We start from the raw sequence: 26284 nt of genomic DNA, 5'->3' as shown, positions 1-26284 counted from the left end.
TAATCCCTCCTATTTTAAAATTGAGATTTTAAAATCTCTTCTGCCTGTTTCAAAGCAAAATCAACTTTATCTAAGTCCTTACCTCCAGCTGATGCAATATCCGGTCTACCACCACCGTTACCACCAACAAGTTTAGCAATTTCTCTAACAATATTTCCTGCATTAATTTTTCTTGCATTCAAATCTTTACTTACTCCAACTGTAAAGGTAAGTTTTCCCTGATAAACATTGGCAAATACTATTACACTTGTACCCAATTTATCTCTTAATTTATCAATTAAATCTCTCAAATCATTTTGATTTTCAAATTCCACTTTTTTAGCTATGAATGAAATTCCATTTATTTCCTTCTTTTCAGCTATAAAAGAGTCTAAACTGCTCAAAGTTATTTCTAATTTAATTTCTTTTAATTCCTTTTCCAATGATTTAATTTCATCAACCATAGAAACCGCTTTAGAAACCATTTCGGCTTTTTTACATTTTAATACATTTGAAACTTCTTCAATTTGATTTTCAGTTTTCTTTAGATAGTCATAAACTTTTCTTCCTGTTATAGCTTCAATTCTTCTAACTCCTGCAGCAACACTTGATTCAGAAATTATTTTAAACATTTGAATTTCGCTAACATTTTTTACATGTGTTCCACCACAAAGTTCTATTGACCAACCTCCAAATGAAACCACTCTTACAATATCTTTATATTTATCTTCAAAAAGACCAATAGCTCCCATTTTTGAAGATTCTTCTAAAGGCACTTCTTTTATAATTGTTTCAAGATTTAAAGCAATCTTATCATTTACAATTTGTTCCACTCTTTTTAAATCTTCTGGACTTATAGCTTCAAAATGAGTGATATCAAACCTTAATTTATTTGCATCTACTAACGAACCTGCTTGATTAATATGATTTCCTAGAACTTCAATCAATGCTTGATGTAAAAGATGTGTTGCAGAGTGATTTTTCATAATATCACGTCTGTTATTTACATCTATTTTAAATATCAATTCATCATTTAACTTAACACTTCCCTCAATAACTTCTACACTATGGAAAATTCCATTATTTTTGTTTTTCTTAGTATCTAAAACCTTAAGTTTACAATGCTTACCTTCTATAATTCCGACATCTCCTACTTGTCCACCACCTTCTCCATAGAAAACAGTTTTATCAGATACTAAAAGTGCCTTATCTCCTTGATTTAAAATTGAAACTTCCAATTCATCTTTAAATAATTTTATAACTTTCCCAATACATACATTTTCTGTATATCCTAAAAATTCAGTAGTTTCCAATGATTTTAAATAGTCAGTATTTTTTTCACTCCAACCCGCTGATGAAACATTTCTTCCTTGTCTTGCTCTAATTTTTTGTTTTTCCATATTTTTATTAAAAGCCTCTTCATCAACTGTCATTTTTTGTTCTTCCAAAATTTCTTTTGTCAAATCCAATGGGAATCCATAAGTATCATACAATTTAAAAGCTTTATCTCCGGATAAAATCTTAGAATTTTTTGATTTTTCATCTTCTATATAAGAATTTAAAATACCTAAACCTTGTTCTATTGTTTCTTGAAATTTAGATTCTTCAGCATTTAAAATCTTAAAAATTCTTTCACTATCTTCCAATAATTCAGGATACTCCGTATTATATGCTTCCATAACAACTTTTGAAACATCTACTAAGAAATTATCCTTAATTCCCAACAATTTGCCATGTCTTGCTGCACGTCTTATTAGTCTTCTTAAAACATAACCTCTTTGTTCATTACTTGGAATTACACCATCATAGATTAAAAAAGTCATAGCTCTAGCATGATCTGCAATTACTCTTATGGAAATATCAGAAATTTCATTTGATTTATATTTAACTCCTGAAATTTCTTCTATTTTCTTTATTATTGTATCAACCAAGCCTATCTCAAATATATTGTCCTTTTCTTCTAAAACTAGAGTAAGTCTTTCAAGTCCCATTCCGGTATCAATGTTTGGATGTTCTAATCTATGATAATTCCCGTCTTTATCTTTATTAAACTGAGTAAAAACTAAATTCCAAATTTCCATAAATCTATCATCCGGATTTGTATATTTTTCTCCTCTATCATACATAATTTCGGAACATGGGCCACAGGGTCCAACTTCTAATTCCCAGAAATTATCTTCTTTTCCAAGTCTTTGAATTTTTTCAGCTGAAAGTCCAACTTCATTTCTCCAAATATCATAAGCTTCATCATCTTCTTCATAAACTGTTACAGACAATAAATTTTTATCCATTTCAAGCTTTTCTGTCAAAAATTCCCAAGCCCAAGTTATAGCTTCTCTCTTAAAATAATCTCCAAAAGAAAAATTTCCTAACATTTCAAAAAAAGTTCCATGTCTTTGAGTTTTTCCAACGTTGTCAATATCGGCTGTTCTAATACATTTTTGACTGGAAGTAGCTCTATTTTTACTCATCTTTTTAACTCCGGTAAAATAATCTTTTAACGGAGCCATTCCTGCATTTATAAGTAATAAACTTTTATCGTTATTTGGAATTAAAGGATAACTCTTCAAACGCAAATGTCCTTTGCTCTCAAAAAACTCCAAATATTCTTCTCTAATTTCATTTAATCCTAATCTTCTCATATATCCCTCTTAGTTGTCAATTTTATCTTTATACAAATATTTTTTTACATATGGCTTGGTGTGTTTGTAAATTATCTTTATAACCGCAGCAACCGGTACAGAGAAAATCATACCTAAAACGCCAAACATTCCTCCACCAATAATCAATAATATCAAAACTATAAGTGGGTGCATTCCTGTACTATCTCCAAGTATTTTTGGACCTAAGATATTATTTTCAAGCCATTGAACAAAGCAAAACAGTACTGCAACCCAAAATGCAGTAAATGGACCTTTGAACAATGCAAGTAAAACAGCGGGTACAAAACCTAAAAATGGCCCTATATATGGAATAATATCTGCCACACATGTTATAACTCCAATTACAAAAGAGAACTCAATTCCAAAAAGCATTAGATAAATCATAGTAGCTACTCCTACAAATATAGCCATTATAATTCTACCTCTTACAAACATGGATAATGATTCATCTATTTCTCTCCAAATTCTTACTAAAAAATTTTCATACCTATCAGGTACTCTTTTACTTATTGCTTCTAAAATTTTATCTTTTTCAAGCAATAAATAAAATGTTATTACAGGAATTAAAATTAGCTGAATAATCACTGCTATAAAACCGGAAATGCCTGCAACCATTCCCGTTACCCAAGATGCTGAAGACGATAATAATGTATTAGCAATTTTTACAAGTTGACCATTTATACTACTTATCATATTATTAATAAAAGGTGTATCTGTAAATAAACTTTTTCTAATACTGTCACTATAATCTACAAAATTTTTGACCAAATCAGGCAAAGAAAACAATAAATGTTTAAATTGCTTAAATGTACTAGGAAATATTCCTATCCCCAAAACAAAAATAGCAAGAGCAATTATAATATAAATAAGTATTATAGCATATATTCTCTTTATGTTTTTTCTCTCAAAAAACTTCATAAATGGATTTAAAATATATGCAATAACAACTGATGCCAAAAATGTAACTAAAGTTATCCTTAAAATTGAATAATTCTTAAATAAAAAAATCATAAAAAATACTGATAACCCATATAACACTATTCTTAAAATTTTAAACTTATTAAACCTTATTTTATCTTCATTTTCTAATTTTTTATTTGAAAATTGGATGAATACATAAATTCCAACAATTAACAAAATAGAAACTAAAATTTTTATAGTAATATTTAAAATTAAATTAAAATCTAACATATTACCTCCATCTAATCAATTATTTCTTTTAAAGCTAAAATAAACTCATCTATTTCTTCAAAAGTATTATTTTCACCAAAACTAATTCTAACAGCGCTATTTTTTAATTCCTCTTCAATTCCCATAGCATCTAGAACATGAGATTTTTCAACAGCACCACTACTGCATGCAGATCCTCCGGAAATACAAATTCCTCTAAAATCCATACTCATAATTAGCATTTCCTTATCTACTTCGGGAAAAGAAATATTAATATTACCGGAATATCTATTTTCAAGAGAACCATTTATATTAAATCTACTAAAGTTTTCATTAAGGATTTTTAAAAAATACTCTCTTAAAGCAAATCTTTTAGAAACATTTTTCTCTCTGGAATCTCTTAAAATGTCTATAGCTTTTGAAAAACCTACAATCCCTGCAACATTTTCAGTTCCTGCACGCCTTGATCGCTCTTGACTCCCGCCAAATATAAAATTTTCAATTTCTGTCCCGGATTTTATGTACAATGCACCTATTCCTTTAGGTGCATGAACTTTATGACCGGAAACAGAAAGTAAATCCACATTTAAATCTTTTACATCAATTTTTATTTCTGATAAAGCTTGAACTGCATCTGTATGAAAAACTATATTCGGATTTTTTTTCTTGACAAAACTACAAATCTTCTTTATATCTTGAATAGTTCCAACTTCATTATTAACATACATAACAGATACTAAAAAAGTATCTTCTCTTATAGCATCAGTCACATCTTTTGCATCTATAAAACCATCTCTATCAGGAAAAATATAAGTAACATCAAAACCTCTATTTTTCAAAAATTTTGCAGTTTCTAAAATTGCAGAGTGTTCAAAGGCTGTTAATATAATATGACCGTTTTTTCTCCCTTTAAACAAAGTCATTCCTATAAAAGCCCAATTATCTGCTTCAGTTCCTCCTGATGTAAAAAACAATTCATTTTTATCCGCATTTATGTAATTAGAAATATTTTCTCTTGATTTTTCAATAGCAACTCTTGACTTTTGTGAAAATTCATAAAGAGATGAAGGATTTGAATAATTATAAATTAAAAAATTCTTCATTGAGTCAAAAACTTCTTCATTCAAACTTGTAGTTGCAAAATTATCAAAATAAATAATATTATCCATATACATAAAACTCCATTTTTAAAAAAATATATCACTATAATTATACTCCAAAATGCTATAAATTACAAGAAATCATAATAAAAAGTCCTAAAAACTTTCTAAGATTAGTAAATAAATTTTTTATTTTTACACTTATCGTTTATCAATTAGAATATATTTTTTGAGTTATCCAATATATTTTCTCATAAAAAAGACACTGAATTTTCAGTGCCTTTAGTAAACTTTTATTAAAATCTAATATTAGCTTTTAAGCAATTATTTTACTAATTCTAAAATCGCCATTTCAGCTGCGTCCCCTTGTCTAGGTCCTAGCTTTAATATTCTTGTATATCCACCATTTCTTTCTTTATAAAGTGGAGCAATTTCTTCGAATAGCTTATGAACTGTTTCAGTCTTATAAATATAAGCCAAGGCTTGTCTTCTTGAATGAAGATCTCCTTTTTTACCAAGAGTTATCATTTTTTCAGCTACTCTTCTAGTTTCCTTTGCTCTTGTTAACGTAGTTTCAATCTTTCCGTTTTCAATAAGAGATTGAACTTGATTTCTAAGCATCGCATCTCTATGGTCAGCTCTACGTCCAAGTTTTCTTAAATTAGCCAAAGTACTACCTCCTCTTTTTTATTCTTCATTTAAAAATTTTAATCCTAATTCATGTATTTTATCTACTACTTCTTCTACAGATTTTTTACCAAAGTTTTTAATTTTCTTCAGTTGTTCTATATCTTGTGAAATAATGTCTTTAACTGTATCAAGATTTGCTCTTTTCAAACAGTTAAAACTTCTAAGGGATAAATCTAATTCTTCAACACTCTTTGATAAAACACCGTTAGCATCTAAAATTTTACCATCTTTTATACTTGAATTATCAAGATTAATATCTGGTAGTGATCTAAATAGACTTAAGTAATCTATAAAAATTCCAGCACCTGTTGAAAGAGCCTCTTGTGGAGTTATTGTTCCATTTGTCCAAACTTCAATTTCAAGTTTATCAAAATCTATACTTTGTCCAACTCTGGTATTTCCCACGATAAAGTTTACTTTTTTTACAGGAGAAAAAGAAGAGTCAACCGCTATTGAATTAATATCACAATATTCCTTATTCAAGTCACTAACTCTGTAGCCTTTACCATTTAAGACCAACAAATCCATTCTAATTTCTCCCTCTTCATTAAGAGTTGTTATATAATGATCTTTATTAGCTATTTCAACATTTTGATTTTCAGAAATATCTCCAGCTGTTACAACTTTTGGACCTTTCACATTCAATTCTAATATTACAGGTTCATCATTAAATTTCTTTAATGCAATTCCTTTAATATTTATTAATATTTCAGGAACATCAGCAATCGAACCTTTAATAGTTGTAAACTCATGTCCAACACCATCAATCTTCACAGTTGCTATGGCAGATCCAGGAAGAGAACCCAAAAGCACTCTCCTCATGGAATTCCCTAGTGTAGTACCATATCCTCTATCAAGAGGCATTATAGCAAATTTACCATAGTTTTTCTCAAGATCTATATCTAAAACTTCAATATTTGTATTTAAATCTTCTGTCATAGACTTTATCCTCCTTAGTCTAATTCATATTGAAACTTTTAAATACCTTTAAAAGTTTACAATTACACTCTTCTTCTCTTTGGTGGTCTACAACCATTATGTGGAATTGGAGTAACATCCTTAATTAAACTAACTTCAAGTCCAGTAGCTTGTAATGATCTAATAGCAGCTTCTCTACCTGATCCAGGTCCTTTAACATAAACCTCTACAACTTTTAGTCCATGTTCCATAGCTTTTTTTGCAGCTTCTTCAGCAGCTTGTTGTGCAGCAAATGGAGTAGATTTTCTTGATCCTCTAAAGCCTAATTGTCCAGCACTAGCCCAAGAAATTACATTACCATTTAAGTCACTAAGAGTTACCATAGTGTTATTAAATGAAGAAACGATATGAGCTTGTCCTTTTTCAATATTTTTACGCTCTCTTCTTTTAACACGAGCTTTTTGTTTCTTAATTGCCAATTAAAATCCCTCCTTATTTACCTTTTTTTGTACCAGAAACTTTCTTTGGACCTTTTCTTGTTCTGGCATTATTTTTAGTATTTTGTCCTCTTACAGGTAAACCTCTTCTATGTCTGATTCCTCTGTAACAGTTAATTTCTCTTAATCTCTTAATATTCATAGCGATTTCTCTACGTAAATCACCTTCAACAAGATATTTATCTATTTCAGCTCTTATTAAAGCAACTTCAGCTTCAGTTAAATCTTTAACTCTTGTATCTGGGTTGATTCCAGCATTTCTAAGAATATCATTTGAAGTCTTTCTACCTATACCATAGATATAAGTCAAACCTATTTCTACCCTTTTTTCTCTTGGTAAGTCGACACCTACAATTCTTGCCACTGTTACCTACACCTCCATCTTCATTAACCTTGTTTTTGTTTGTGCTTTGGATTTTCACAAATCACCATTACTCTACCTTTTCTTCTGATGATTTTACACTTTTCGCACATTTTTTTCACTGATGGTCTTACTTTCATTTAAGTCCCTCCTATGCTACTTGTTTCGCCAAGTTATTCTTCCTTTTGTTAAATCATAAGGTGAAAGTTCAACCAATACCTTATCACCCGGAAGAATTCTTATATAATTCATTCTTAATTTTCCTGATATATGAGCTGTTATTTCATGACCATTTGCAAGTTTAACCTTAAATATAGTATTCGGCATAGCATCAATAACAGTTCCTTCAACTTCTATAACATCCTTTTTGGACATTTAAAGAACCTCCTATTTTTCTACATTATCCTGTATATATGATTTTAATAATTTTCTCAAATTAGAATCATTAAATGATAATGGATTCAAACTAAAATCTTTAAGCACGTCATTATAAATTTGCAAATGCTTTGACTTTTTAAGTTTAGGTTTAGAAAGAGGTCTGTTACTTCCATTAGCAACTTTTACTAATGATGAACTTACCACCTCAACTATGATCATTACTTCGCCCTTGTCCCGGCCCTTAAGTGATTTTACAACCTGACCTACTTTAAAATCAAAATTTAGATCCATAGTATACTCTCCAAAATGTTAGACATTTTTAGAAAGAGACTCCTTAATTTGTGAAAAGACATCCTCAATAGACAAAGTACCATCAACAGTTAAAATCAATCCTAAATTCTTGTAAAAATCAATTAGTGGAAAAGTCTGATTTTCATATACTTCTATACGATCTAATACAGTTTTTTCATTATCATCAGCCCTTTGAATAACTTCGCCTGAGCATTTATCACAAACTCCATCTTTTGATGTTGGTTTATTATCTATATGATAAGTTTCTCCACAGTTTTTACAAACTCTTCTTCCTGAAAGTCTCTTTACTAAAATATTTTTATCAACATCAATGTTAATAACTTTATCTAGTTTAAGACCTCTTTCTTCTAATCCTTTTTGTAAGGCTTCTGCTTGATTAATTGTTCTTGGAAAACCATCTAATAAAAATCCGTTTTTACAGTCTTCCTTTGAAAGTCTATCCCAAACTAAATCAATAGTAAGTTCATCAGGTACTAATTGACCTTTGTCTAAGTAAGACTTTACTTTTTTCCCAAGCTCTGTTTCATTTTTAATATTATGTCTAAAAATATCTCCTGTTGAAATATGAGTTATTCCATATTCCGCAACGATACTTGACGCTTGAGTTCCCTTTCCTGCTCCAGGGGGTCCTAACAAAATTAGTCTCATATTTTATCTCCTATAAACTATTTATTTAAAAAACCTTTATAGTGTCTCATCAACATCATAGATTCTATTTGTTTCATTGTTTCAATTACAACACCAACTATAATTATAACTGATGTTCCACCAAAATTTATTTTCATTCCACTCAAACGAGAAAGAACTATTGGAGCTGAAGCAACTAATGCTAATATAATAGAACCTGAGAAAGTAATTCTATTTGATATTTTTTGTAAATATTCTCCAGTAGGTTTTCCTGGTCTTATTCCAGGAATAAAGCCACCATACTGTTGTAAATTTTTTGCATATTCAACAGTATTAAACTGAATTGATGAATAAAAGAATCCGAATAATATTATTAATATAAAATTCATTATTGAATATACATATACACCAACTGAGCCTTCAACAGTTAAATACGAACTAATCCAACTTGGAGTTCCACCAGAAAATAACAATGAAAGAGTTTGTGGCATAGCCAACAAAGATGATGCAAAGATTACAGGCATTACACCACTCATATTAACCTTTACAGGAATGTGAGTAGCTTGTCCACCATACATCTTTCTTCCAACGACTTTCTTAGCATATTGTACTGTTATTTTTCTTTCACCTTCATTTATAAGTACAACTATTACAACTATTAAAACAGCTGCTAGCACAATTCCTATTATTGTCAAAATTCCAACTGTTCCAGTCATAATTCCATAAATAAAGGTTCCGATTTGTGTCGGTAAATTTGAAACTATTCCAAGGAAGATAATAATTGAGATACCATTACCAATTCCTTTTTCAGTAATTATTTCACCTAACCAAACTAAAAACATTGAACCAGCCAATAAAGATGTAATAATTAATGCTGATTGAATATATCCTTTAGCAACTATTGCCTTAGCAAATAATCCGTTTGCTATTGCCATAGCTTCAAAAATTCCAAGAATTACTGCTCCTATTTTAGTATATTTTGCAACTTTCTTTCTACCCATTTCTCCATCTCTTGCAATTTCTCCAAGTCTTGGAAATGCAATAGTAAGAAGTTGAACAACTATTGATGCTGTAATATATGGATAAATACTAAGAGCAAAAACACTCATTTGTTTTAAACTACCTCCGGCAAGTAAATCTAATAGATTCACTAAACCTCCAGCATTACTGCTCATAAGTTTATTAACAACATTTTTATCCATAAAAGGAATAGGAATAATGTTACCAAGTCTATAAACAACAATCATCAATAGCGTAAAAATCATTTTACTTCTGATTTCTTTTATTCTCCACGCATTTGATAGAGTCTTGAACATACTAGATCACCTCTACCTTTCCTCCAGTGCTTTCTATTTTTTCGACAGCACTCTTAGTAAATTTACTGCAAGATACAGTTAACTTTTTAGTTAATTCTCCATTACCCAAAATTTTAACACCATCTTTTGCCTTTGCCTTTTTAGCTAAATTAACTTCAAATATTAATTCTTCAGTAACTTCTGTACCATCTTCAAAAATATTTAATTGTTCTACATTTACTTCTGCATATTTTTTTGCAAAAATATTTGTAAAACCTCTTTTTGGAAGCCTTCTAAATAGTGGCATTTGTCCACCTTCAAATCCAGGTCTTACTCCACCGCCTGATCTTGAATTTTGACCGTCACGTCCTTTACCACCGTACTTACCAAGTCCGGAACCGTAACCTCTACCAAGTCTTTTTCTTGCCTTTGAGCCTCCACCTTCAGCAGGTCTTAAATCATGTAACTTCACGCTTTATACCTCCTTAAATTTCTTCAACTTCAAGCATAAAACTAATTTGATTGATCATACCTCTAATTGATGGAGTGTCTTCTTTAACAACTGTTTGACCAACTTTTTTTAAACCTAAAGCTTCAACATTTTTAACATGTTTTTCTATTCTACCAATTTTACTCTTTTTAAGTGTTATTTTGAGCTTTGCCATTTTAAAAGCCCTCCTTAACCTAATATTTCTTCTACGGATTTTCCTCTTAATCTAGCTATATCTTCAGCTCTTTTAAGATTCTTTAACCCTTCCATAGTTGCATTAACTATATTTCTAGCATTAGTAGTTCCCAAAGATTTACTTCTAACATCTTTAATTCCTGCAAGTTCACAAACCGCACGAACAGGACCACCAGCGATAACTCCAGTACCGGCTCCAGCAGGTTTTAATAAAACTCTACCTGCTCCAAAAACCCCAACAATTTCATGAGGAATTGTAGTATTTACAAGTGGCACTCTAATTACATGTTTCTTAGCGTCTTGTACACCTTTTCTGATAGCTTCAGGAACTTCAAGCGCTTTTCCAATACCAACACCAACATGTCCATTACCATCTCCAACTACTACAAGAGCACTAAATCTAAAGTTTCTACCACCTTTTACTACTTTAGTAACACGGTTGATGGCAACTACTCTTTCTTCTAATTCTAATCCTTCTACTTCTTTAATTAAAAGTTCCATTAATTACCCTCCTGATACTAAAATTTAAGTCCAGCTTCTCTGGCACCTTCAGCTAATTCCTTAACTTTTCCATGATATAAATATCCGCTTCTATCAAAAACTACTTCTGTAATGCCTTTTTCAATCGCTTTTTTACCAATTGCAAGACCAACAGCTTTAGCAGCCTCTTTATTTGATTTTGATTCTAATGAAGCTAATTCTTTATCTAAAGTTGAAGCTGAAACTAAAGTTACACCTTTAGTATCATCTATAATTTGAGCATATATATTAGTATTACTTCTATATAAATTTAATCTTGGTTTTTCAGGAGTTCCAGAAACTTTTTTTCTTACTCTAGCATGTCTTGCTTTTCTATTTTCATTTTTGTTAATTTGCTTTAACATTAAATTTCACTCCTTCCTATTTACCAGTTTTACCAACTTTACGTCTGATATATTCACCTTCATATCTAACACCTTTACCCTTATAAGGTTCCGGTCTTCTATAAGAACGAATATTTGCTGCAAAGTTTCCAAGTTTTTGTTTATCAATACCATTAATCACAATTTTTGTTGGTTCAGGAACTTCAATAGTAATACCTTCCGGATCCATTACTTCAATTGGATGAGAATATCCTAAGTTTAAAGTTAATTTCTTTCCAGATTTTGCTGCTCTATATCCAGTTCCTTCAATAATCAAAGTTTTAGTAAATCCCTTTGAAACACCATCAATCATGTTAGCAAGTAATGTTCTTGTTAAACCATGAAGTGATTTATGTCTTTTTATTTCGGAAGGACGTTCTATACTTATTGTATTTCCTTCCATTTTAATGTTCATTTCTCTGCTTAATTGTTGATTTAATTTTCCTTTAGGTCCTTTTACTTCAACAAAGTTTTCTCCACCTAAGATTACCTCAACTCCAGCAGGAACAACAATTGGTTTTAATCCAATTCTTGACATTGGTTTACCTCCTTAGTTTTAATCCTTAAAATGTTACCAAACGTAACAAAGAACCTCTCCACCAATACCTTCTTTTCTAGCAACTTTATCAGTTACAACTCCTTTTGATGTTGAGATAATTGCAATTCCAAGTCCTCCTAAAACTTTAGGAATTTCGTGGCTTCTAGCATAAACTCTCAAACCCGGTTTTGAAATTCTCTTAAGTCCTGAAATAACTTTTTCGTTGTTTTTTCCATATTTTAAGTCAACTGTGATGATTCCTTGTTTGTCATCTTCAATTACATTATATCCTTCAATAAAACCTTCATCTAATAAAATCTGTACAAGATTTTTCTTCATTTTTGATGCAGGTATTTCAACAGATGAATGTCTTGCGTTATTACCATTTCTAATTCTTGTAAGCATATCTGCTATAGGATCAGTCATCATATAAGCTTCCTCCTTTATCTAATATTACCAACTAGCCTTTTTAACGCCAGGAATTTCTCCCTTGTAAGCTAATTCACGGAATACAATACGGCTGATTCCATATTTTCCAATGTATCCATGAGGACGTCCAGTTATTTTACAACGGTTGTGTAAACGTGTTGGAGAAGCATTTCTTGGTAATTTGCTTAATCCAACATAGTCCCCTTTGGCTTTTAATTCTGCACGTTTTGCAGCATATTTTTCAACTAACTTTTGACGTTTTAATTCACGTTGTACCATTGATTTTTTAGCCATTAAATTTCCTCCTACTACTTTTTAAAAGGCATTCCTAATAGCTCTAAAAGTGCTTTTGACTCTTCATCAGTCTTAGCAGTAGTAACTATTATAATATCCATTCCTCTTATTTGATCAATCATATCATATACGATTTCTGGGAATATTAATTGTTCTTTTATACCTAATGCATAATTTCCTCTACCATCAAAGCTTGAAGCGCTAACACCTCTAAAGTCTCTTACACGTGGAAGAGCTATATTAACTAATCTATCTAGAAAATCATACATTTTTTCCCCTCTAAGAGTTACTTTAGTACCAATCTTCATACCTTCTCTTAATTTGAAATTAGCAATTGATTTTTTAGCAGTAGTTATTACAGGCTTTTGACCTGAAATAATTTCCAAATCTCTTAAAGCGCTTTCTAAAACTTTTGGATTATCTTTAGCTGAACCTAAACCAATATTGATAACAATCTTATTTAATTTAGGAACCTCCATAATATTTTTATATTTAAAACGTTCCATTAAAGCAGAAACTATTTCTTCTTTATATTTAACTTGCATTCTGGAAGTCACTTAAGATTCCTCCTTTCAACTATTTATCTATTTTTGAACCACTTTTTTTACTGATTCTAACTTTTTTATCTCCTTCAAGAGCATAACCAATTCTAGAAGGTTTATTTACTTTAGTATCAAAATACATTACATTTGAAACATCAATACTTCCCTCAATTTTGATTAAACCAGCTTCATCCTTAGGACTCTTAGCTTTCTTGTGTTTAGTTTGAATGTTTACTCCTTGAACTATTACTCTGTTTTCTTTAACTAAAGTTTTAAGTACTTTTCCAGTTTTTCCTTTATCTTTTCCTGCAATTACAATAACAGTATCTCCAGATTTTATTTTCATTCTAACACCTCCTATTATAATACTTCAGGTGCAAGAGATATAATTTTCATAAAGTTACCGGCTCTTAGCTCTCTTGTAACTGAACCAAAAATTCTTGTACCAACTGGATTTTTATCATCTTTTATAATTACTGCTGCATTATCATCGAATCTAATGTAGCTTCCATCATTTCTTTTTATACTATTTGTTGTTCTAACGATTACCGCTTTTACAACGTCACTTTTTTTAACAACTCCACCTGGTGTAGCACTTTTAACAGCACAAACTACTATATCGCCAACTTTTGCATATTTCTTATTAGTACCACCCAGTACTCTAATAACAAGAAGTTCTTTAGCGCCAGAGTTGTCAGCAACTTTTAAACGACTTTCTGTTTGAATCATACGATACTCCTTTCCAGATGAAAATTATTTTACTCTTTCAAGTATCTCAACAAGTCTCCATCTCTTCTCTCTAGAAAGAGGTCTTGTTTCCATAATTTTAACTCTATCACCAATTAAACATTCATTATTTTCATCATGTGCTTTAAATTTTGTAGTTTTTTTCATTTGTTTTTTATAAAGTGGGTGAGATACAAAAGTTGCAACTTCTACAACTATAGTCTTATCCATCTTATTAGAAACTACATTTCCTATTATGACTTTTCTACTATTTCTTTCCATATAGTATTAAGCCTCCTTTCCAGCATTAAGCTCACGTTCTCTGATAATAGTCTTAACACGAGCTATATCTTTTTTAATGCCACCAATTCTCATAGGATTCTCTAATTGTCCAGTGGCTAATTGAAAACGTAAATTAAATAATTCTACTTTTAAATCCTTTAATTTTGCTTGTAAATCACTATCATTCATTTGGCGAATTTCCTTAATTTTCATTAGCTTCACCTTCCTTCATCTCACGAGTTATAAATTTAGTCTTTACAGGTAACTTATGAGCAGCAAGTCTCATAGCTTCTCTAGCTACATCAACAGGAACTCCACTCATTTCAAACAATACTCTACCTGGTTTAACAACTGCTACCCAGTACTCAGGAGCTCCTTTACCAGAACCCATTCTTACTTCAGCAGGTTTTTTAGTAACAGGCTTATCAGGGAATACTTTAATCCAGATCTTACCGCCTCTTTTTATATATCTTGTCATCGCACGTCTTGCAGATTCAATTTGGTTTGCAGTCATCCAGCAAGGTTCTAATGCTTGAATTGCATAATCTCCATAAGAAATTGTATTTCCTCTTAGAGCTTTACCAGTCATTCTGCCTCTATGAACTCTACGATATTTTACTCTCTTAGGCATTAACATAGACTCTTTCCTCCTTCCAGTAACTAAGCTTCTTTCTTAGCACCAGTTTTATTAAATCTTTTCTTATTGTCTTTTTTATTTCTTCTGTCTTTTTTTGCAGGTCTTTCTTCAATAACTGCGGCTTTCATTCCTGGAAGAACTTCTCCTTTATATAACCAAACTTTTACGCCCAACTTTCCATAAGTAGTATCAGCTTCAGCAAATCCATATTCAATGTCTGCTCTTAAAGTTTGTAGAGGAATTGTTCCTTCAGAATATCCTTCAGTTCTTGCCATATCAGCTCCGCCAAGTCTACCGGAAACAGCAGTTTTAATACCCTTTGCTCCTGCTTTTAAAGATCTTTGCATAGCTTGTTTCATAGCACGTCTGAAAGATACACGTCTTTCTAATTGTCCAGCAATGTTTTCAGCAACTAATTGAGCACTTAAATCAGGTCTCTTAACTTCTTCAACATTAACAATTACTTTTTTACCAGTTAATTTTTCAATCTTAACTCTTAATTCTTCAACACCAGCACCTGATTTTCCGATTACCATTCCGGGTTTAGCAGTAAAAACTGTAACCTTTACTCTATTTGCTGATCTTTCTATTTCAACTTTAGGTACTCCTGAAAGAGCAACCTCTTTTTTAACAAGTTTACGAATATTGTGGTCTTCTACTAATAAATTACCAAATTCTTTTTTATCGGCAAACCATCTTGAGTCCCAATCTTTTATTATTCCAACTCTTAACCCATGAGGATTAACTTTTTGACCCATTTTTTATCCTCCTTATACTATCTTTCTGCTACCGTTACACCAATATGACTTGATCTTTTCAAAATTGGGTAAGCTGAACCTTTAGCTTTTGGTCTCCATCTTTTCATAACTGGAGCATCATTTGCATAAGCTTCTAATACATAAAGGTCTTTTCTATCTAAATTATGATTATTTTCTGCATTAGCAACAGCTGATTTTAATACCTTTTCTAATAATCTAGCACCCGCTTTAGGAGTGAATCTTAGAATAGATAAAGCTTCATCTACATGCTTTCCTCTTATTTCTCTACAAATAAAATTTACTTTAAGAGGTGAAATTCTTTGATATTTTGCAATTGCTTTAGCTTGCATGTTATCTCCTCCTTATCTATTATCTTACTTTACTATTTTTTTCATTTTTTCCGGCATGACCTCTGTAAGTTCTAGTTAGAACGAACTCTCCAAGTTTATGTCCTACCATATCATCAGTAATATATATTGGTAAGTGCTTTCTTCCGTCATGCACAGCTATAGTATGTCCAACAAATTGTGGAAAAATTGTACTTCTTCTTGACCAAGTTTTTACAACTTTTTTCTCATCTGCACTATTTAATGCGTCTATTTTCTTTAAAAGATGATCATCACAAAATGGTCCTTTTTTAAGAGATCTACCCATTTGTTTTCCTCCTTAATTAGTTTTTAGTTCTTCTTCTTACTATGAACTTATTAGACTTTTTGTTTTTCTTTCTAGTCTTAAGTCCTAAAGCTGGTTTACCCCAAGGAGTTGAAGGTGCTGGACGTCCAACAGGAGTTCTACCTTCCCCACCACCGTGAGGGTGATCTACCGGGTTCATCGCTGATCCTCTAACATGAGGTCTCTTACCCATATGTCTTGATCTTCCGGCTTTCCCTATAGTTATAAGTTCATGACTTAAATTACCAACTTGACCAACTGTAGCTCTACATTCCAAATGAATCAATCTAAATTCACCTGAAGGTAATCTCAATTGTGCAAATCTTCCTTCTTTACCCATCAATTGAGCCTCAGAACCCGCACTTCTAACAAGTTGTCCGCCTTTTCCGGGTTTTAACTCAATATTATGGACATTTGTACCAACCGGAATATCTTTTAATTTTAATGCATTACCAATTACGATATCAGCATTTTCGCCTGATTCTATCTTATCTCCAACTTTTAATCCTTCAGGAGCTAAGATATATCTCTTCTCTCCATCTAAATAATGGATTAATGCTATATTAGCAGTTCTATTTGGATCATATTCGATAGAAGCAACTTTTCCAGGTACTCCATCTTTATTTCTTTTAAAATCTATTATTCTATATTTTCTTTTAGCACCGCCACCTCTATGTCTAACGGTAACTCTACCTAATGAATTTCTTCCGCCTGATTTTGATAAAGAAACTAATAAAGACTTTTCAGGTTTTGTCTTAGTTATTTCATCAAAAGTTAAAACGCTCATTCCACGCACACCGGCAGAAGTTGGTTTATACTTTCTAATAGCCATTAATATTACCTCCTATATTAAATACTTTCAAAAAATTCAATTTCTTTAGAATCTTCTGTAAGAGTAACAATGGCTTTTTTCCAATCAGGTCTTTTGCCAACATTAGCTCCCATTCTTTTTTTCTTACCAGTAATATTCATTGTATTTACTTGTTTAACTTTTACACCAAAAATTGTTTCTACAGCTTTTTTTATTTCTGATTTATTAGCCCTAGTATCAACTTTGAAAGTGTATCTTTTTGATTCCATATTTTCCATTGAACGTTCAGTTACAACCGGTTTAATAATAATATCATATGCTGTCATTATGCATACACCTCCTCAATTTTTGATAAGGCATCTTTTACGATTACAAGATTATCAAATCTCATTAAATCATAAACGTTCATATAATCTACAACAACAGTTTCAACTTTAGGAAGGTTAGCAAATGATTTAATAATCATATCATTTCCTTCCGGTAAAACTATCATAGTCTTTGTTTCTAAACTTAAATTTTTCAAAATTTCTTTTGCTTTCTTTGTGCTGAATGCATCAATTGTTAAAGCATCTAAAATTCTTAATTCTCCTTCAAGAACCTTTGAAGAAAGAACAGATTTCATAGCAAGTCTTCTTACTTTTTTAGGAACTGAGTATCTATAACTTCTTGGTTTTGGTGCGAATACAACTCCGCCACCTTTCCATTGAGGAGCTCTTATACTACCTTGTCTAGCACGACCAGTACCTTTTTGTCTCCAAGGCTTTCTTCCACCTCCACGCACTTCTGCACGAGTTTTAGCTGATTGAGTGCCTTGTCTTCTGTTAGCTAAATGGTTTTTTACTACTTCATAAACAACATGTTCATTAACTTCAATACCAAAAATAGCTTCGTTTAACTCTATATCACCAACAACTTCTCCAAGTTGGTTATAAACATTAACCTTAGGCATTATTTATCCTCCTTAAACTATCTTTTAACCGCTTCTCTAATTGTTACTAAACCACCTTTAGGTCCCGGAATAGCACCTTTTACAAGAATTAGGTTCTTTTCAACGTCAACTTTTACAACAACAAGATTTTGAACAGTACTCTTTTTATTTCCTGTTTTTCCACTTGCTTTTCTACCTTTAAGAACTCTACCTGGATAAGTACCTGCACTTCTAGCTCCGGCAACTCTATGAGATTTAGAACCATGTCCTTCAGGGCCTCTTCCGTAATTCCATCTCTTTATAGCACCTTGAGTACCTTTACCTTTTGAAGTTCCAATAACATCAACTTTATCTCCTTCGGCAAATAAGTCAACTTTAATTTCTTGACCAGTTTCAAAAGTTTCGCCTTCGTTTAATCTGAATTCTCTTACAAATCTCTTATATCCAACACTAACTTTATCAAAATGTCCTTTAAGAGGTTTTGTAACCTTCTTTTCTTTTTTGTCTACATATCCACATTGGATTGCATTATAACCATCAGTTTCAACAGTTTTAACTTGTGTAACGAACATAGGGCCCGCTTCAACAACTGTTACAGGAACAACTGTTCCATCTTCAGTAAAAATTTGAGTCATTCCAATTTTTTTACCTAAAATACTCTTCATTGAGTACACCTCCTATTACTTACAGCGGATTGATTTACAATCATTCTAAGATTTATAACTTAATTTCGATATCTACACCACTTGGAAGATTTAATTTCTTTAAACTTTCCAAAGTTTTTTGATTCGGATTTAGGATATCAATAAGTCTTTTATGTGTTCTTTGTTCAAACTGTTCTCTACTATCTTTATATTTGTGAACAGCTCTTAAGATTGTAATGATTTCCTTTTCTGTTGGTAGTGGAATAGGTCCTGATACTTCTGCACCAGTTCTCTTTGCAGATTCCACTATTTGTTGTGCTGAGCTATCAATTAATTCATGATCATAAGCTCTTAATCTAATTCTGATTTTTTGCTTGTTTGCCAATTTTTTTACCTCCTTATTTCGCATGTTTTGGCATCATGCAACTAGGTCTTCCGTATCAACTCATCCGTGTGTTCCATTTTCACTTCCAAAAAATACGGCGACCCGTCGCCGAAATCTAGTTCGACATACTCAGAAATAATTACCTCAAAAGGCTGGAAAATAGCCATAATTTGAGCAACCTATTTCTTCAACGCCTATTATGTGCATATAAGCACCCATATATTATACTATATCATCTCGATTATTGCAATACTTTTTTCAAATTTTTTTCATTTTTTGCCTTTTAGTTTATACTTTGTTATAAAAATTCGCATTTTTAATTTTTTATATATTTTTTATATATTTTTTATATATTATCATAAAGTTAAGAGCAAAAAAATGGTAGTATACCAAATTTCAAAATTTTAATATACTACCTAATTATTTTTAATACATATCGTATCTAATATATTATTAACTCTATTAATCTTCTTTTCTCTTTTTGCCAATAGCGAAGGCGCCTAATACACTTGCTAAGACTGAAACCCCATAACCAACAATTCCACTTGCATAAGAAGTTTTCGGTAAATTACCTTTAGAATTTTTTTGTCCATTAGGATTTTTTGAATTTTTTGACTTATTAGATTCATTGGTTCTGTTTGACTCTTTAACTTTTTCTTTCATTTTACCATTCTCTTTAGTTTTGTCTTTAGCCTTGTTATGTCCCATTTGCTTGATACCATCTAAAGATTTCTTTGCAAGTTCAATGGCTTTATTAGCATTTTCAACGTCCTTTTTAGTCGCTTTAGGATTGTTAAGAACTCTTTGTCCTTCCTCTATTGCTTTTAGATAAGCATCCTGTTTTTCTTTTTTAGCTTTTTTAAAAGTTTTTGTTTTTATTGTTTCACTTTTATTTTCAACAGCTTTTTTAAGAGGAGTTTTTATGTTTGTATCAGCAACTATATGCATAATTTGTTTAACTCCATTATCTTTTGCATTCTCAATATCTTTGCTCGTTTTTGCATTATCAATAGCTGTCTTTGCCTTCATAACTTCATTGTTTATTTTATTTATAGCTTCGTCTTTTTCTTCTTTAGTCGAATTTTTGTCGGCATTAATTTTTTTGATTTGTTCTTTTGCTGTTTCTTCAACAACTTTTTTAGCATCTGTTTTCGCTTTTGATTCAGGCTTTATGTTCTTAATTTTTGTTAAAGCATCATTTTTAGCATTTTCAACATCTTTGTTTGTTTTAGCTTGAACAATACCAAATATACCTTTTTTAGTTTCTTCATTAACTCTATCTATAGCAGTTTGCTTTTCAGATTCAGTTGTGCTCTTATTGTCATTGATTGCTTTGATTTTATTCTTTTTAGCTTCATCAAGAGCTTTTTTTGCTTCAAGTTTTATTTTAATTTCAGGATTTGCTTTATGAATTGCAGCAACTCCGTCATTTTTTGCCTTTTGAACATCATTATTTGTTTTTGCATTGTCAATATTTGCCTTAGATTTTTTTGCTACATCTTTAGCTTTTTCAACTGCTGTATTTTTTTCTTCAGTTGTTGAATCGTTGGATTCATTTATAATTTGACTTTGCCTTGCCAACTCCTCATCAATACTTTTTTTTGCAATATCTTTAGCTTTGTTTTCGGGATTAACAGCTTTGTCAATTTCTCCTTTTACTTTTTGCTTTATCGTATCAATAAAATCGTCAATTGTTGAAGAATCAATTTGGCTCAAACCACTATTCAACGCTGTATCTACTTTTTCAACTGCAGTTTTCTTTTCTTCGTCTGTAAGAGTTGAATCTGAATTAATTTTAGTTTTGGCTTTTTCAGCATAATCCGTTAATTCTTTTTTAGCATCTTCTTTTGCAGATTTTTGCTTAATGCTTATATTCTTAATTTTTGCTATAACTTTATTTTTTATATCTTCAACTTCTTTGTTTGTCTTAGCATTATCAATATCAGCTTTAGCTTTTCTAACTTCTTCATCAACTTTTTTTATAGTCATTTGTCTTTCTTCTTCTTTTGCTTTTTTATCAGCAACAATCTTATCAAGTTGTTCTTTTGCAACAGAGTCGATAGTTTTTTTAGCTGTTTCTTTTACTTTTGACTCAGGATTTGATTTATGAATTTCAGCAACTCCATCATTCTTTGCCTTTTGAACTTCAGTATTTGTTTTCGCATTATCAATATTTTTCTTTGCTTTTTCAGCTTCTTTTTTAGCACTTTCAATCGCTTTATTTTTTTCTTCCATTGTTGAGTCGTCAGCTTCATTTATAATTTTAAATTGCTTCTTTAACTCCTCATCAATAACTTTTTTAGATATATCCTTAATTTTATTTTTAACAACTGAAGCCTCACCAATCTTTTGTTTCATCTCTCTTTTTATTAAATCAACATACTTATGAGTATGTAAGATATTAACTTGGTTTATAGCTCTTGCTAAAGCTTTGTCTATCTTATCAACAGCTGATTTCTTTTCTTCAGTTGTAAGAGTGTTGTCTGAATTAACTTTATCCTTAATACTATTTGCATAAGCAGTTAATTCTTTTTTTGCAGCTTCTTTTGCTTTTAAAGCTTTTTGATCATCATTATCTAATGCTTTTAATACATTTGTTGCACGAGAACTCGTCTGAGTTACCGGTTTTTCTGCAGCAGCAATTGAATATACGCTTGTTGTGGAAAGCATAGTTGCTAAACACACTGCTGAAACAATTTTTTTCTTCTCCATTTTAACCTCCACATGATATTAAATAATTTCAATTTATAAAATTATTTATAAAATTATAGAGTTATTTTCATTTAGATAAGTTTAATTAAAAGATAAATTATCTCATTTATAAGTTATTAGAATAAAATTTATCATATTAATTAAATTGAAAAATCATCTAAAAAATTTTAACTCCGCTATATTTTACCCTCTTAAAAGTTATATAAACAAAAAACATAGTATGTTTTTATTACAATCTGAAATTATATGCCTAAAAATTTACAAAAAAAGTAGTGTTCAGAAAAATTTTTATACTGATACACTACTTTTTTAAAATTTATTCTTTAATTTTTAAAACTTCCTCAGCTTCTTCTTTCTCAAAGACATCAACATTTTTTATATTATCAAATCGTCTCGTAATCTTTGTAGAAGTTGTAAAAATATCTTTTACATCTTTGCTTACCTTGTTTATATCTTTCTCCAGTGTTTCCCATCTTTTTGCATATCTTTCAAACTCATCAGAAAGGGAATTTAACTCTTTCTGAATTTCAAGCGCATATTGAGATTGCTTTAAGTTTTGAGAAACGGCTTGTATTGTTGTAAGTATCGCCATCATTGTCGTTGGAGATGTAATCCAAACTCTTCTTGAATAAGCATATTCAACAGTTTTAGGCATATATGCATTAAGATATGCAAATATGGCTTCTGCAGGTAAAAACAAAATAGCTTGATCTGTAGTCTCATTTTTTATTATATACTTGGAAGAAATATCGTCAATATGTTTTTTCAAGTTTTGTTCAAAATTCTTTTCGTTTTCCAACTTATTTTCAGATATATCTTCAAAAATTCTTCTATAATTTTCCAATGGAAACTTACTATCAATGCAAATCGTTCCTACAGGTTCCGGTGCAAATATAACTGCATCTGCCATTGTTCCATTAGAAAGTTTATATTGTTTTTGATAAATTTCACTGTTATTCCCAAAAGCGGAAGACAAAACCTGATACAGTTGTACTTCTCCAAAAATCCCACGAGTTTTTTTGTCAGTCAAAACATTATTTAGATTTTGAACATTATTTGATAAAAACTCCATCTTTTTTTGAGCTTCATCAAGTCTTCCTAAACTTTGCATAACATTACTAAATGTCTTTTTAGTGTCTTCAAAACTCTTTTCCAGTTTTACTTCAACGCTTTCATTTATTTTATCAAGTCTTCCCTCAACAACAACCGTAAGATTTAAAAAGTCTTTTTTTAACTCTGATTTTAACTTATCATTAAAATTAAAAATAGAATCAATATTTTCTTTTCCCGCTTTTAAAATATTATCATTAGTAGAATTTTTAAACTCAAGCAACTGATTGGAGATTTTTTCGTTATTCCCATTTAATTTCTCATTCAATTTGTTAAATTCATCTGAAAAACTGAGTTTTAATTTCAAAATATCTTCGTCTTTTATAATTTCATCATTTGATTTTTTCAAAAGTTTTAAAATCAGAACAATCGCAAAAATAACTAATAAAATTAAAACTCCAGTTAATAAATAATTCATAACTCACCTATTTTAAAATACCAAATTCATATCCATTAGATTTAAAATAATCAATTATACTAGGCAAAGTTTCTAATGTCAAATTTTTCCCTTGAGAATCATGCATCAAAACGACTGCCACATTTTGTTGTTTCCAATAACTTAAAGATGTCTTAACATATTTTAGCATTTCTTCTTTATTTGTAGGTCTTACCTTAAGAGGTTCTGCATCTCCTGATAAGCTATTCCAATCAATCCATTCAAGTCCTAAACTTTTTAGAGTTTCATCTCCGTTACCCGCATTTTCAAGTCCTTTCCAAGACATATGTCCACCAGGATATCTCCAAACTCTTGTATTAAATTTATCTCCTAAAAGTTCTTTTAATCTTAACATAGTTTTTTCTGCTTCTTCTTTTATAGTAGCAGGATTTGGAACCCTCTTCGGATACAATTTATTATAATCATGAGAAAAACTATGGATAGCAATTCCATGTCCTTCTTTTAATTGTCTTTCCAAATATGGTTTAGCTTGATCATTTAGAGTTTTACCAACAACGAAAAAAGTAGCAGGAACTTGTTTTTCCTTAAGTATATCTAAAGCCTTGTCTGTAACTCCCGGAGTAACTCCATCATCAAAAGTTAAGAATACCATTTTCTTTCCTGTATATTCTTTTTTACTCATAATATAATCTCTAATCTCTGCAGTATCATAAGCGTATGAATCTGCAGACTTTATATGATTGCCAGATTCTGCAAAGTCTATACCGCTTGAATCTTTTTGTTCAGTTTCTTTTTCAGATTCACTTTGCTTTTCTTTTGAGTTATTATCTGAAGTTTCTTTTTGCTCGTTTTGATTATTTTTATTTTGTACTTGACTCTTATTTTGATAAATAACATCTAATGCATACTTACCACCTAAAAAAATAAAAAGTGCCAAAAAAACTGCAGTTATTATAATAAAATTTTCTTTTCTTCTGTTTTTCTTTCTCTTCTTTCTCATTATTTTTATTTTTTCTTCATTATCTACCATTTTTTCTCTATTATCTAGATTTTTTTCTTTATCATCTAAATTTTTTTCTTCATTATTTATCATTAAAATTACCTCCTAATTTAAAATCAATGTTAATCTGCAAATTTATTTGATAAAATAATAATTTACCAAATAACAAGACTCCCTTATATAGTTAAAATATAAGCTCCGTTTATTATAACATATTTATAAATATATTGTAAACTCAATTATTGCTTATTTCAAGTATTTTTAAAATTTGTGTTCTCTTTGTAATAACAATATAAATAGATTTATGATATAATATAGTTATACTTATACCTATCATTTTTTAATTTAAAAAGTCATTTATGTATAAATTATATTATGATAGTAAAAAATATATTATCAAGGAGTTTTTATGAAAGATATTTATTCAAATCCACTTACAAGTAGATATTCAAGTAAAGAGATGAGTTACATTTTTTCCGATGAATTTAAATTTAAAACTTGGAGAAAATTATGGATAACTCTTGCAAAAGGAGAAAAAAGTTTAGGACTAAATATAACAGATGAGCAAATTAAAGAACTTGAAGCCTTTAAAGATGATATAAACTTTGATGTTGCATTAGAAAGAGAAAAAATTGTAAAACATGATGTGATGAGTCATGTTTATGCCTATGGGGTTCAGTGTCCTAATGCAAAAGGGATTATTCATTTAGGTGCTACAAGTTGCTTTGTTGGAGATAATACTGAACTTATTGTTATGAAAGAGGCACTCTTAATTGTAAAGAAAAAAATTATAAATGTTTTAAATTTATTAAAGAAAAATGCTCTAAAATATAAAAATCTTCCAACTTTAGCATATACACATTTTCAAGCTGCACAACCTACAACAGTTGGAAAAAGATTAACGCTCTATATGCAAGATTTAATTATAGATCTTGAAGAATTAAATTTCATATTGGAAAACTTAAAACTTCGTGGCGCAAAAGGAACAACCGGAAGTCAAGCATCATTTATGGAATTATTTAATAATGATGAAGAAAAAGTTAAAAAACTTGATAATTATATAGCTAAAGAGATGAACTTCAAAGGTGTTTTTGCCGTTACAAGTCAAACATATACAAGAAAAATTGACAGTAAGATTTTATTTTTATTATCAAATATAGCACAATCTGCACATAAATTTTCAAATGATTTAAGACTTTTACAACATCTTAAAGAAATTGAAGAACCTTTTGGTAAAAGTCAGATTGGATCATCTGCTATGCCTTATAAGAGAAATCCTATGAAATCAGAAAGAATTGGAGCTTTATCAAATTTTGTTATTTCAAATGTAATGAATCCATCTATAACTTTTGCAACACAATGGTTTGAAAGAACTTTAGATGACAGTGCAAATAAAAGACTTTCAATTTCTCAAGGATTTTTAGCAGTAGATGGAATATTGAATCTCTATGCAAATATAGTTTATGGAATGGTAGTCTATGAAAAAGTAATCGAAAAACATCTAATGGCTGAATTACCTTTTATGGCAAGTGAAAACATAATGATGAATCAAGTAAAAAAAGGTGGAGACAGACAGGAACTTCACGAAAGAATCAGAGAACTTTCTCAAATCGCAGGAAAAAACGTAAAAGAAAAAGGCCTAGAAAATAATCTATTAGAATTAATTGAAAAAGATGATTTCTTTGACATAAGCAAAGATGAACTTAATGAAGTTCTTAATCCAATGAAATATATAGGAAGATGTCCTTCTCAAGTTGATGAATTTATAGAAAATGAAGTTAATCCTATTTTAGAAGAAAATAAAAATATGATTGAAAATATAAAAGAAGTTGAAATATAAAA

Annotated in this window: 37 protein-coding genes; 1 reads left to right on the top strand and 36 read right to left on the bottom strand. The window is 30.3% G+C overall.

Annotation, left to right across the window (positions count from 1 at the left end; all coding sequences use genetic code 11):
• Positions 1 to 14: 14 nt before the first annotated feature.
• From alaS to VJI94_RS00385, 36 genes are all read right to left on the bottom strand, one after another.
• Positions 15 to 2621, bottom strand: coding sequence for an alanine--tRNA ligase (gene alaS / locus VJI94_RS00560; RefSeq protein WP_004833581.1), 2607 nt, complete (start codon positions 2619 to 2621; stop codon positions 15 to 17).
• A 9-nt stretch (positions 2622 to 2630) separates the two neighbouring features.
• Positions 2631 to 3833: an AI-2E family transporter gene (locus VJI94_RS00555; protein ID WP_004833583.1), complete on the bottom strand. Its 1203-nt coding sequence runs from the start codon at positions 3831 to 3833 to the stop codon at positions 2631 to 2633.
• An 11-nt stretch (positions 3834 to 3844) separates the two neighbouring features.
• Positions 3845 to 4981, bottom strand: a complete 1137-nt coding sequence (locus VJI94_RS00550; RefSeq protein WP_029948893.1) for a cysteine desulfurase family protein — start codon at positions 4979 to 4981, stop codon at positions 3845 to 3847.
• Between the two features lie 255 nt (positions 4982 to 5236).
• Positions 5237 to 5581 (bottom strand): 50S ribosomal protein L17, encoded by a 345-nt coding sequence (gene rplQ, locus VJI94_RS00545; protein ID WP_004833587.1) that lies wholly within the window; start codon positions 5579 to 5581, stop codon positions 5237 to 5239.
• A gap of 18 nt (positions 5582 to 5599) precedes the next feature.
• Positions 5600 to 6541, bottom strand: a complete 942-nt coding sequence (locus VJI94_RS00540) for a DNA-directed RNA polymerase subunit alpha (RefSeq protein WP_004833588.1) — start codon at positions 6539 to 6541, stop codon at positions 5600 to 5602.
• A 62-nt stretch (positions 6542 to 6603) separates the two neighbouring features.
• Positions 6604 to 6999: a 30S ribosomal protein S11 gene (gene rpsK, locus VJI94_RS00535; RefSeq protein WP_004833590.1), complete on the bottom strand. Its 396-nt coding sequence runs from the start codon at positions 6997 to 6999 to the stop codon at positions 6604 to 6606.
• A 13-nt stretch (positions 7000 to 7012) separates the two neighbouring features.
• A complete protein-coding gene (gene rpsM, locus VJI94_RS00530; RefSeq protein ID WP_004833591.1) occupies positions 7013 to 7381 on the bottom strand; it encodes a 30S ribosomal protein S13 in 369 nt (122 codons plus the stop codon).
• Between the two features lie 23 nt (positions 7382 to 7404).
• Complete coding sequence (rpmJ, locus tag VJI94_RS00525) at positions 7405 to 7518, bottom strand: 50S ribosomal protein L36 (protein ID WP_004833592.1); 114 nt, start codon at positions 7516 to 7518, stop codon at positions 7405 to 7407.
• Between the two features lie 16 nt (positions 7519 to 7534).
• Complete coding sequence (infA, locus tag VJI94_RS00520; protein ID WP_004833593.1) at positions 7535 to 7753, bottom strand: translation initiation factor IF-1; 219 nt, start codon at positions 7751 to 7753, stop codon at positions 7535 to 7537.
• Positions 7754 to 7765: 12 nt separating this feature from the next.
• Positions 7766 to 8047 (bottom strand): hypothetical protein, encoded by a 282-nt coding sequence (locus tag VJI94_RS00515; protein ID WP_004833595.1) that lies wholly within the window; start codon positions 8045 to 8047, stop codon positions 7766 to 7768.
• An 18-nt stretch (positions 8048 to 8065) separates the two neighbouring features.
• Positions 8066 to 8716 carry an adenylate kinase gene (locus VJI94_RS00510; protein ID WP_324007957.1) on the bottom strand — a complete coding sequence of 217 codons (651 nt, stop codon included), beginning with the start codon at positions 8714 to 8716 and terminating at the stop codon, positions 8066 to 8068.
• A gap of 17 nt (positions 8717 to 8733) precedes the next feature.
• Entirely contained in the window at positions 8734 to 10011 is a 1278-nt protein-coding gene (gene secY, locus VJI94_RS00505; protein WP_004833598.1) for a preprotein translocase subunit SecY, read from the bottom strand.
• 1 nt (position 10012) lies between these two features.
• Entirely contained in the window at positions 10013 to 10462 is a 450-nt protein-coding gene (gene rplO / locus VJI94_RS00500; RefSeq protein WP_004833599.1) for a 50S ribosomal protein L15, read from the bottom strand.
• A 13-nt stretch (positions 10463 to 10475) separates the two neighbouring features.
• Positions 10476 to 10655 carry a 50S ribosomal protein L30 gene (gene rpmD, locus VJI94_RS00495; protein WP_004833601.1) on the bottom strand — a complete coding sequence of 60 codons (180 nt, stop codon included), beginning with the start codon at positions 10653 to 10655 and terminating at the stop codon, positions 10476 to 10478.
• Positions 10656 to 10669: 14 nt separating this feature from the next.
• Positions 10670 to 11176 carry a 30S ribosomal protein S5 gene (gene rpsE / locus VJI94_RS00490; protein ID WP_029948888.1) on the bottom strand — a complete coding sequence of 169 codons (507 nt, stop codon included), beginning with the start codon at positions 11174 to 11176 and terminating at the stop codon, positions 10670 to 10672.
• A 17-nt stretch (positions 11177 to 11193) separates the two neighbouring features.
• Complete coding sequence (gene rplR / locus VJI94_RS00485; protein ID WP_004833604.1) at positions 11194 to 11559, bottom strand: 50S ribosomal protein L18; 366 nt, start codon at positions 11557 to 11559, stop codon at positions 11194 to 11196.
• Positions 11560 to 11575: 16 nt separating this feature from the next.
• On the bottom strand, positions 11576 to 12115 hold the full coding sequence (gene rplF / locus VJI94_RS00480) for a 50S ribosomal protein L6 (RefSeq protein WP_324007955.1): 540 nt from the start codon (positions 12113 to 12115) through the stop codon (positions 11576 to 11578).
• 33 nt (positions 12116 to 12148) lie between these two features.
• On the bottom strand, positions 12149 to 12544 hold the full coding sequence (gene rpsH / locus VJI94_RS00475) for a 30S ribosomal protein S8 (RefSeq protein WP_004833608.1): 396 nt from the start codon (positions 12542 to 12544) through the stop codon (positions 12149 to 12151).
• 24 nt (positions 12545 to 12568) lie between these two features.
• Positions 12569 to 12838, bottom strand: coding sequence for a 30S ribosomal protein S14 (gene rpsN / locus VJI94_RS00470; protein WP_004833609.1), 270 nt, complete (start codon positions 12836 to 12838; stop codon positions 12569 to 12571).
• Positions 12839 to 12852: 14 nt separating this feature from the next.
• Positions 12853 to 13395: a 50S ribosomal protein L5 gene (gene rplE / locus VJI94_RS00465; RefSeq protein ID WP_009372736.1), complete on the bottom strand. Its 543-nt coding sequence runs from the start codon at positions 13393 to 13395 to the stop codon at positions 12853 to 12855.
• A 19-nt stretch (positions 13396 to 13414) separates the two neighbouring features.
• Entirely contained in the window at positions 13415 to 13726 is a 312-nt protein-coding gene (rplX, locus tag VJI94_RS00460; RefSeq protein ID WP_004833611.1) for a 50S ribosomal protein L24, read from the bottom strand.
• Between the two features lie 14 nt (positions 13727 to 13740).
• Positions 13741 to 14109: a 50S ribosomal protein L14 gene (gene rplN / locus VJI94_RS00455; RefSeq protein ID WP_004833612.1), complete on the bottom strand. Its 369-nt coding sequence runs from the start codon at positions 14107 to 14109 to the stop codon at positions 13741 to 13743.
• Between the two features lie 24 nt (positions 14110 to 14133).
• The gene (rpsQ, locus tag VJI94_RS00450) at positions 14134 to 14388 is read right to left on the bottom strand and encodes a 30S ribosomal protein S17 (protein ID WP_004833613.1); all 255 of its coding nucleotides are present in this window, start codon (positions 14386 to 14388) and stop codon (positions 14134 to 14136) included.
• 6 nt (positions 14389 to 14394) lie between these two features.
• A complete protein-coding gene (gene rpmC / locus VJI94_RS00445) occupies positions 14395 to 14601 on the bottom strand; it encodes a 50S ribosomal protein L29 (RefSeq protein WP_004833614.1) in 207 nt (68 codons plus the stop codon).
• On the bottom strand, positions 14591 to 15025 hold the full coding sequence (gene rplP / locus VJI94_RS00440) for a 50S ribosomal protein L16 (RefSeq protein WP_004833615.1): 435 nt from the start codon (positions 15023 to 15025) through the stop codon (positions 14591 to 14593). The genes rpmC and rplP overlap by 11 nt, the downstream gene beginning before the upstream one ends.
• 23 nt (positions 15026 to 15048) lie before the next feature.
• Entirely contained in the window at positions 15049 to 15783 is a 735-nt protein-coding gene (gene rpsC / locus VJI94_RS00435) for a 30S ribosomal protein S3 (RefSeq protein ID WP_004833616.1), read from the bottom strand.
• A 17-nt stretch (positions 15784 to 15800) separates the two neighbouring features.
• On the bottom strand, positions 15801 to 16133 hold the full coding sequence (gene rplV, locus VJI94_RS00430) for a 50S ribosomal protein L22 (RefSeq protein ID WP_004833617.1): 333 nt from the start codon (positions 16131 to 16133) through the stop codon (positions 15801 to 15803).
• 19 nt (positions 16134 to 16152) lie between these two features.
• Positions 16153 to 16437: a 30S ribosomal protein S19 gene (rpsS, locus tag VJI94_RS00425; RefSeq protein ID WP_004833618.1), complete on the bottom strand. Its 285-nt coding sequence runs from the start codon at positions 16435 to 16437 to the stop codon at positions 16153 to 16155.
• 16 nt (positions 16438 to 16453) lie between these two features.
• Positions 16454 to 17287, bottom strand: coding sequence for a 50S ribosomal protein L2 (rplB, locus tag VJI94_RS00420; RefSeq protein ID WP_029948886.1), 834 nt, complete (start codon positions 17285 to 17287; stop codon positions 16454 to 16456).
• A 17-nt stretch (positions 17288 to 17304) separates the two neighbouring features.
• Complete coding sequence (gene rplW, locus VJI94_RS00415) at positions 17305 to 17595, bottom strand: 50S ribosomal protein L23 (RefSeq protein ID WP_172965474.1); 291 nt, start codon at positions 17593 to 17595, stop codon at positions 17305 to 17307.
• Entirely contained in the window at positions 17592 to 18215 is a 624-nt protein-coding gene (gene rplD, locus VJI94_RS00410; protein ID WP_029948884.1) for a 50S ribosomal protein L4, read from the bottom strand. Before rplD ends, rplW begins: the two co-directional genes overlap by 4 nt.
• Positions 18216 to 18232: 17 nt before the next feature.
• On the bottom strand, positions 18233 to 18859 hold the full coding sequence (rplC, locus tag VJI94_RS00405; RefSeq protein ID WP_029948883.1) for a 50S ribosomal protein L3: 627 nt from the start codon (positions 18857 to 18859) through the stop codon (positions 18233 to 18235).
• 52 nt (positions 18860 to 18911) lie between these two features.
• Positions 18912 to 19247 carry a 30S ribosomal protein S10 gene (rpsJ, locus tag VJI94_RS00400; protein WP_004833624.1) on the bottom strand — a complete coding sequence of 112 codons (336 nt, stop codon included), beginning with the start codon at positions 19245 to 19247 and terminating at the stop codon, positions 18912 to 18914.
• A 438-nt stretch (positions 19248 to 19685) separates the two neighbouring features.
• Complete coding sequence (locus VJI94_RS00395) at positions 19686 to 21935, bottom strand: DUF1542 domain-containing protein (protein WP_324007954.1); 2250 nt, start codon at positions 21933 to 21935, stop codon at positions 19686 to 19688.
• A gap of 316 nt (positions 21936 to 22251) precedes the next feature.
• Positions 22252 to 23463 carry a DNA recombination protein RmuC gene (locus tag VJI94_RS00390; protein ID WP_029948881.1) on the bottom strand — a complete coding sequence of 404 codons (1212 nt, stop codon included), beginning with the start codon at positions 23461 to 23463 and terminating at the stop codon, positions 22252 to 22254.
• A gap of 7 nt (positions 23464 to 23470) precedes the next feature.
• Positions 23471 to 24535 (bottom strand): polysaccharide deacetylase family protein, encoded by a 1065-nt coding sequence (locus VJI94_RS00385; protein ID WP_314719980.1) that lies wholly within the window; start codon positions 24533 to 24535, stop codon positions 23471 to 23473.
• A 316-nt stretch (positions 24536 to 24851) separates the two neighbouring features.
• Here VJI94_RS00385 and purB point away from each other — a divergent pair, with 316 nt between their 5' ends.
• Positions 24852 to 26282 carry an adenylosuccinate lyase gene (purB, locus tag VJI94_RS00380; RefSeq protein ID WP_324007953.1) on the top strand — a complete coding sequence of 477 codons (1431 nt, stop codon included), beginning with the start codon at positions 24852 to 24854 and terminating at the stop codon, positions 26280 to 26282.
• Positions 26283 to 26284 lie beyond the last annotated feature (2 nt).

The organism is Parvimonas sp. D9 (assembly GCF_035282565.1).
In the GTDB taxonomy this organism is placed as follows: Bacteria; Bacillota; Clostridia; order Tissierellales; family Peptoniphilaceae; genus Parvimonas; species Parvimonas micra.
Note: the sequence above shows the minus strand (reverse complement) of the source record. Positions and strands in the feature narration are given on the sequence as shown.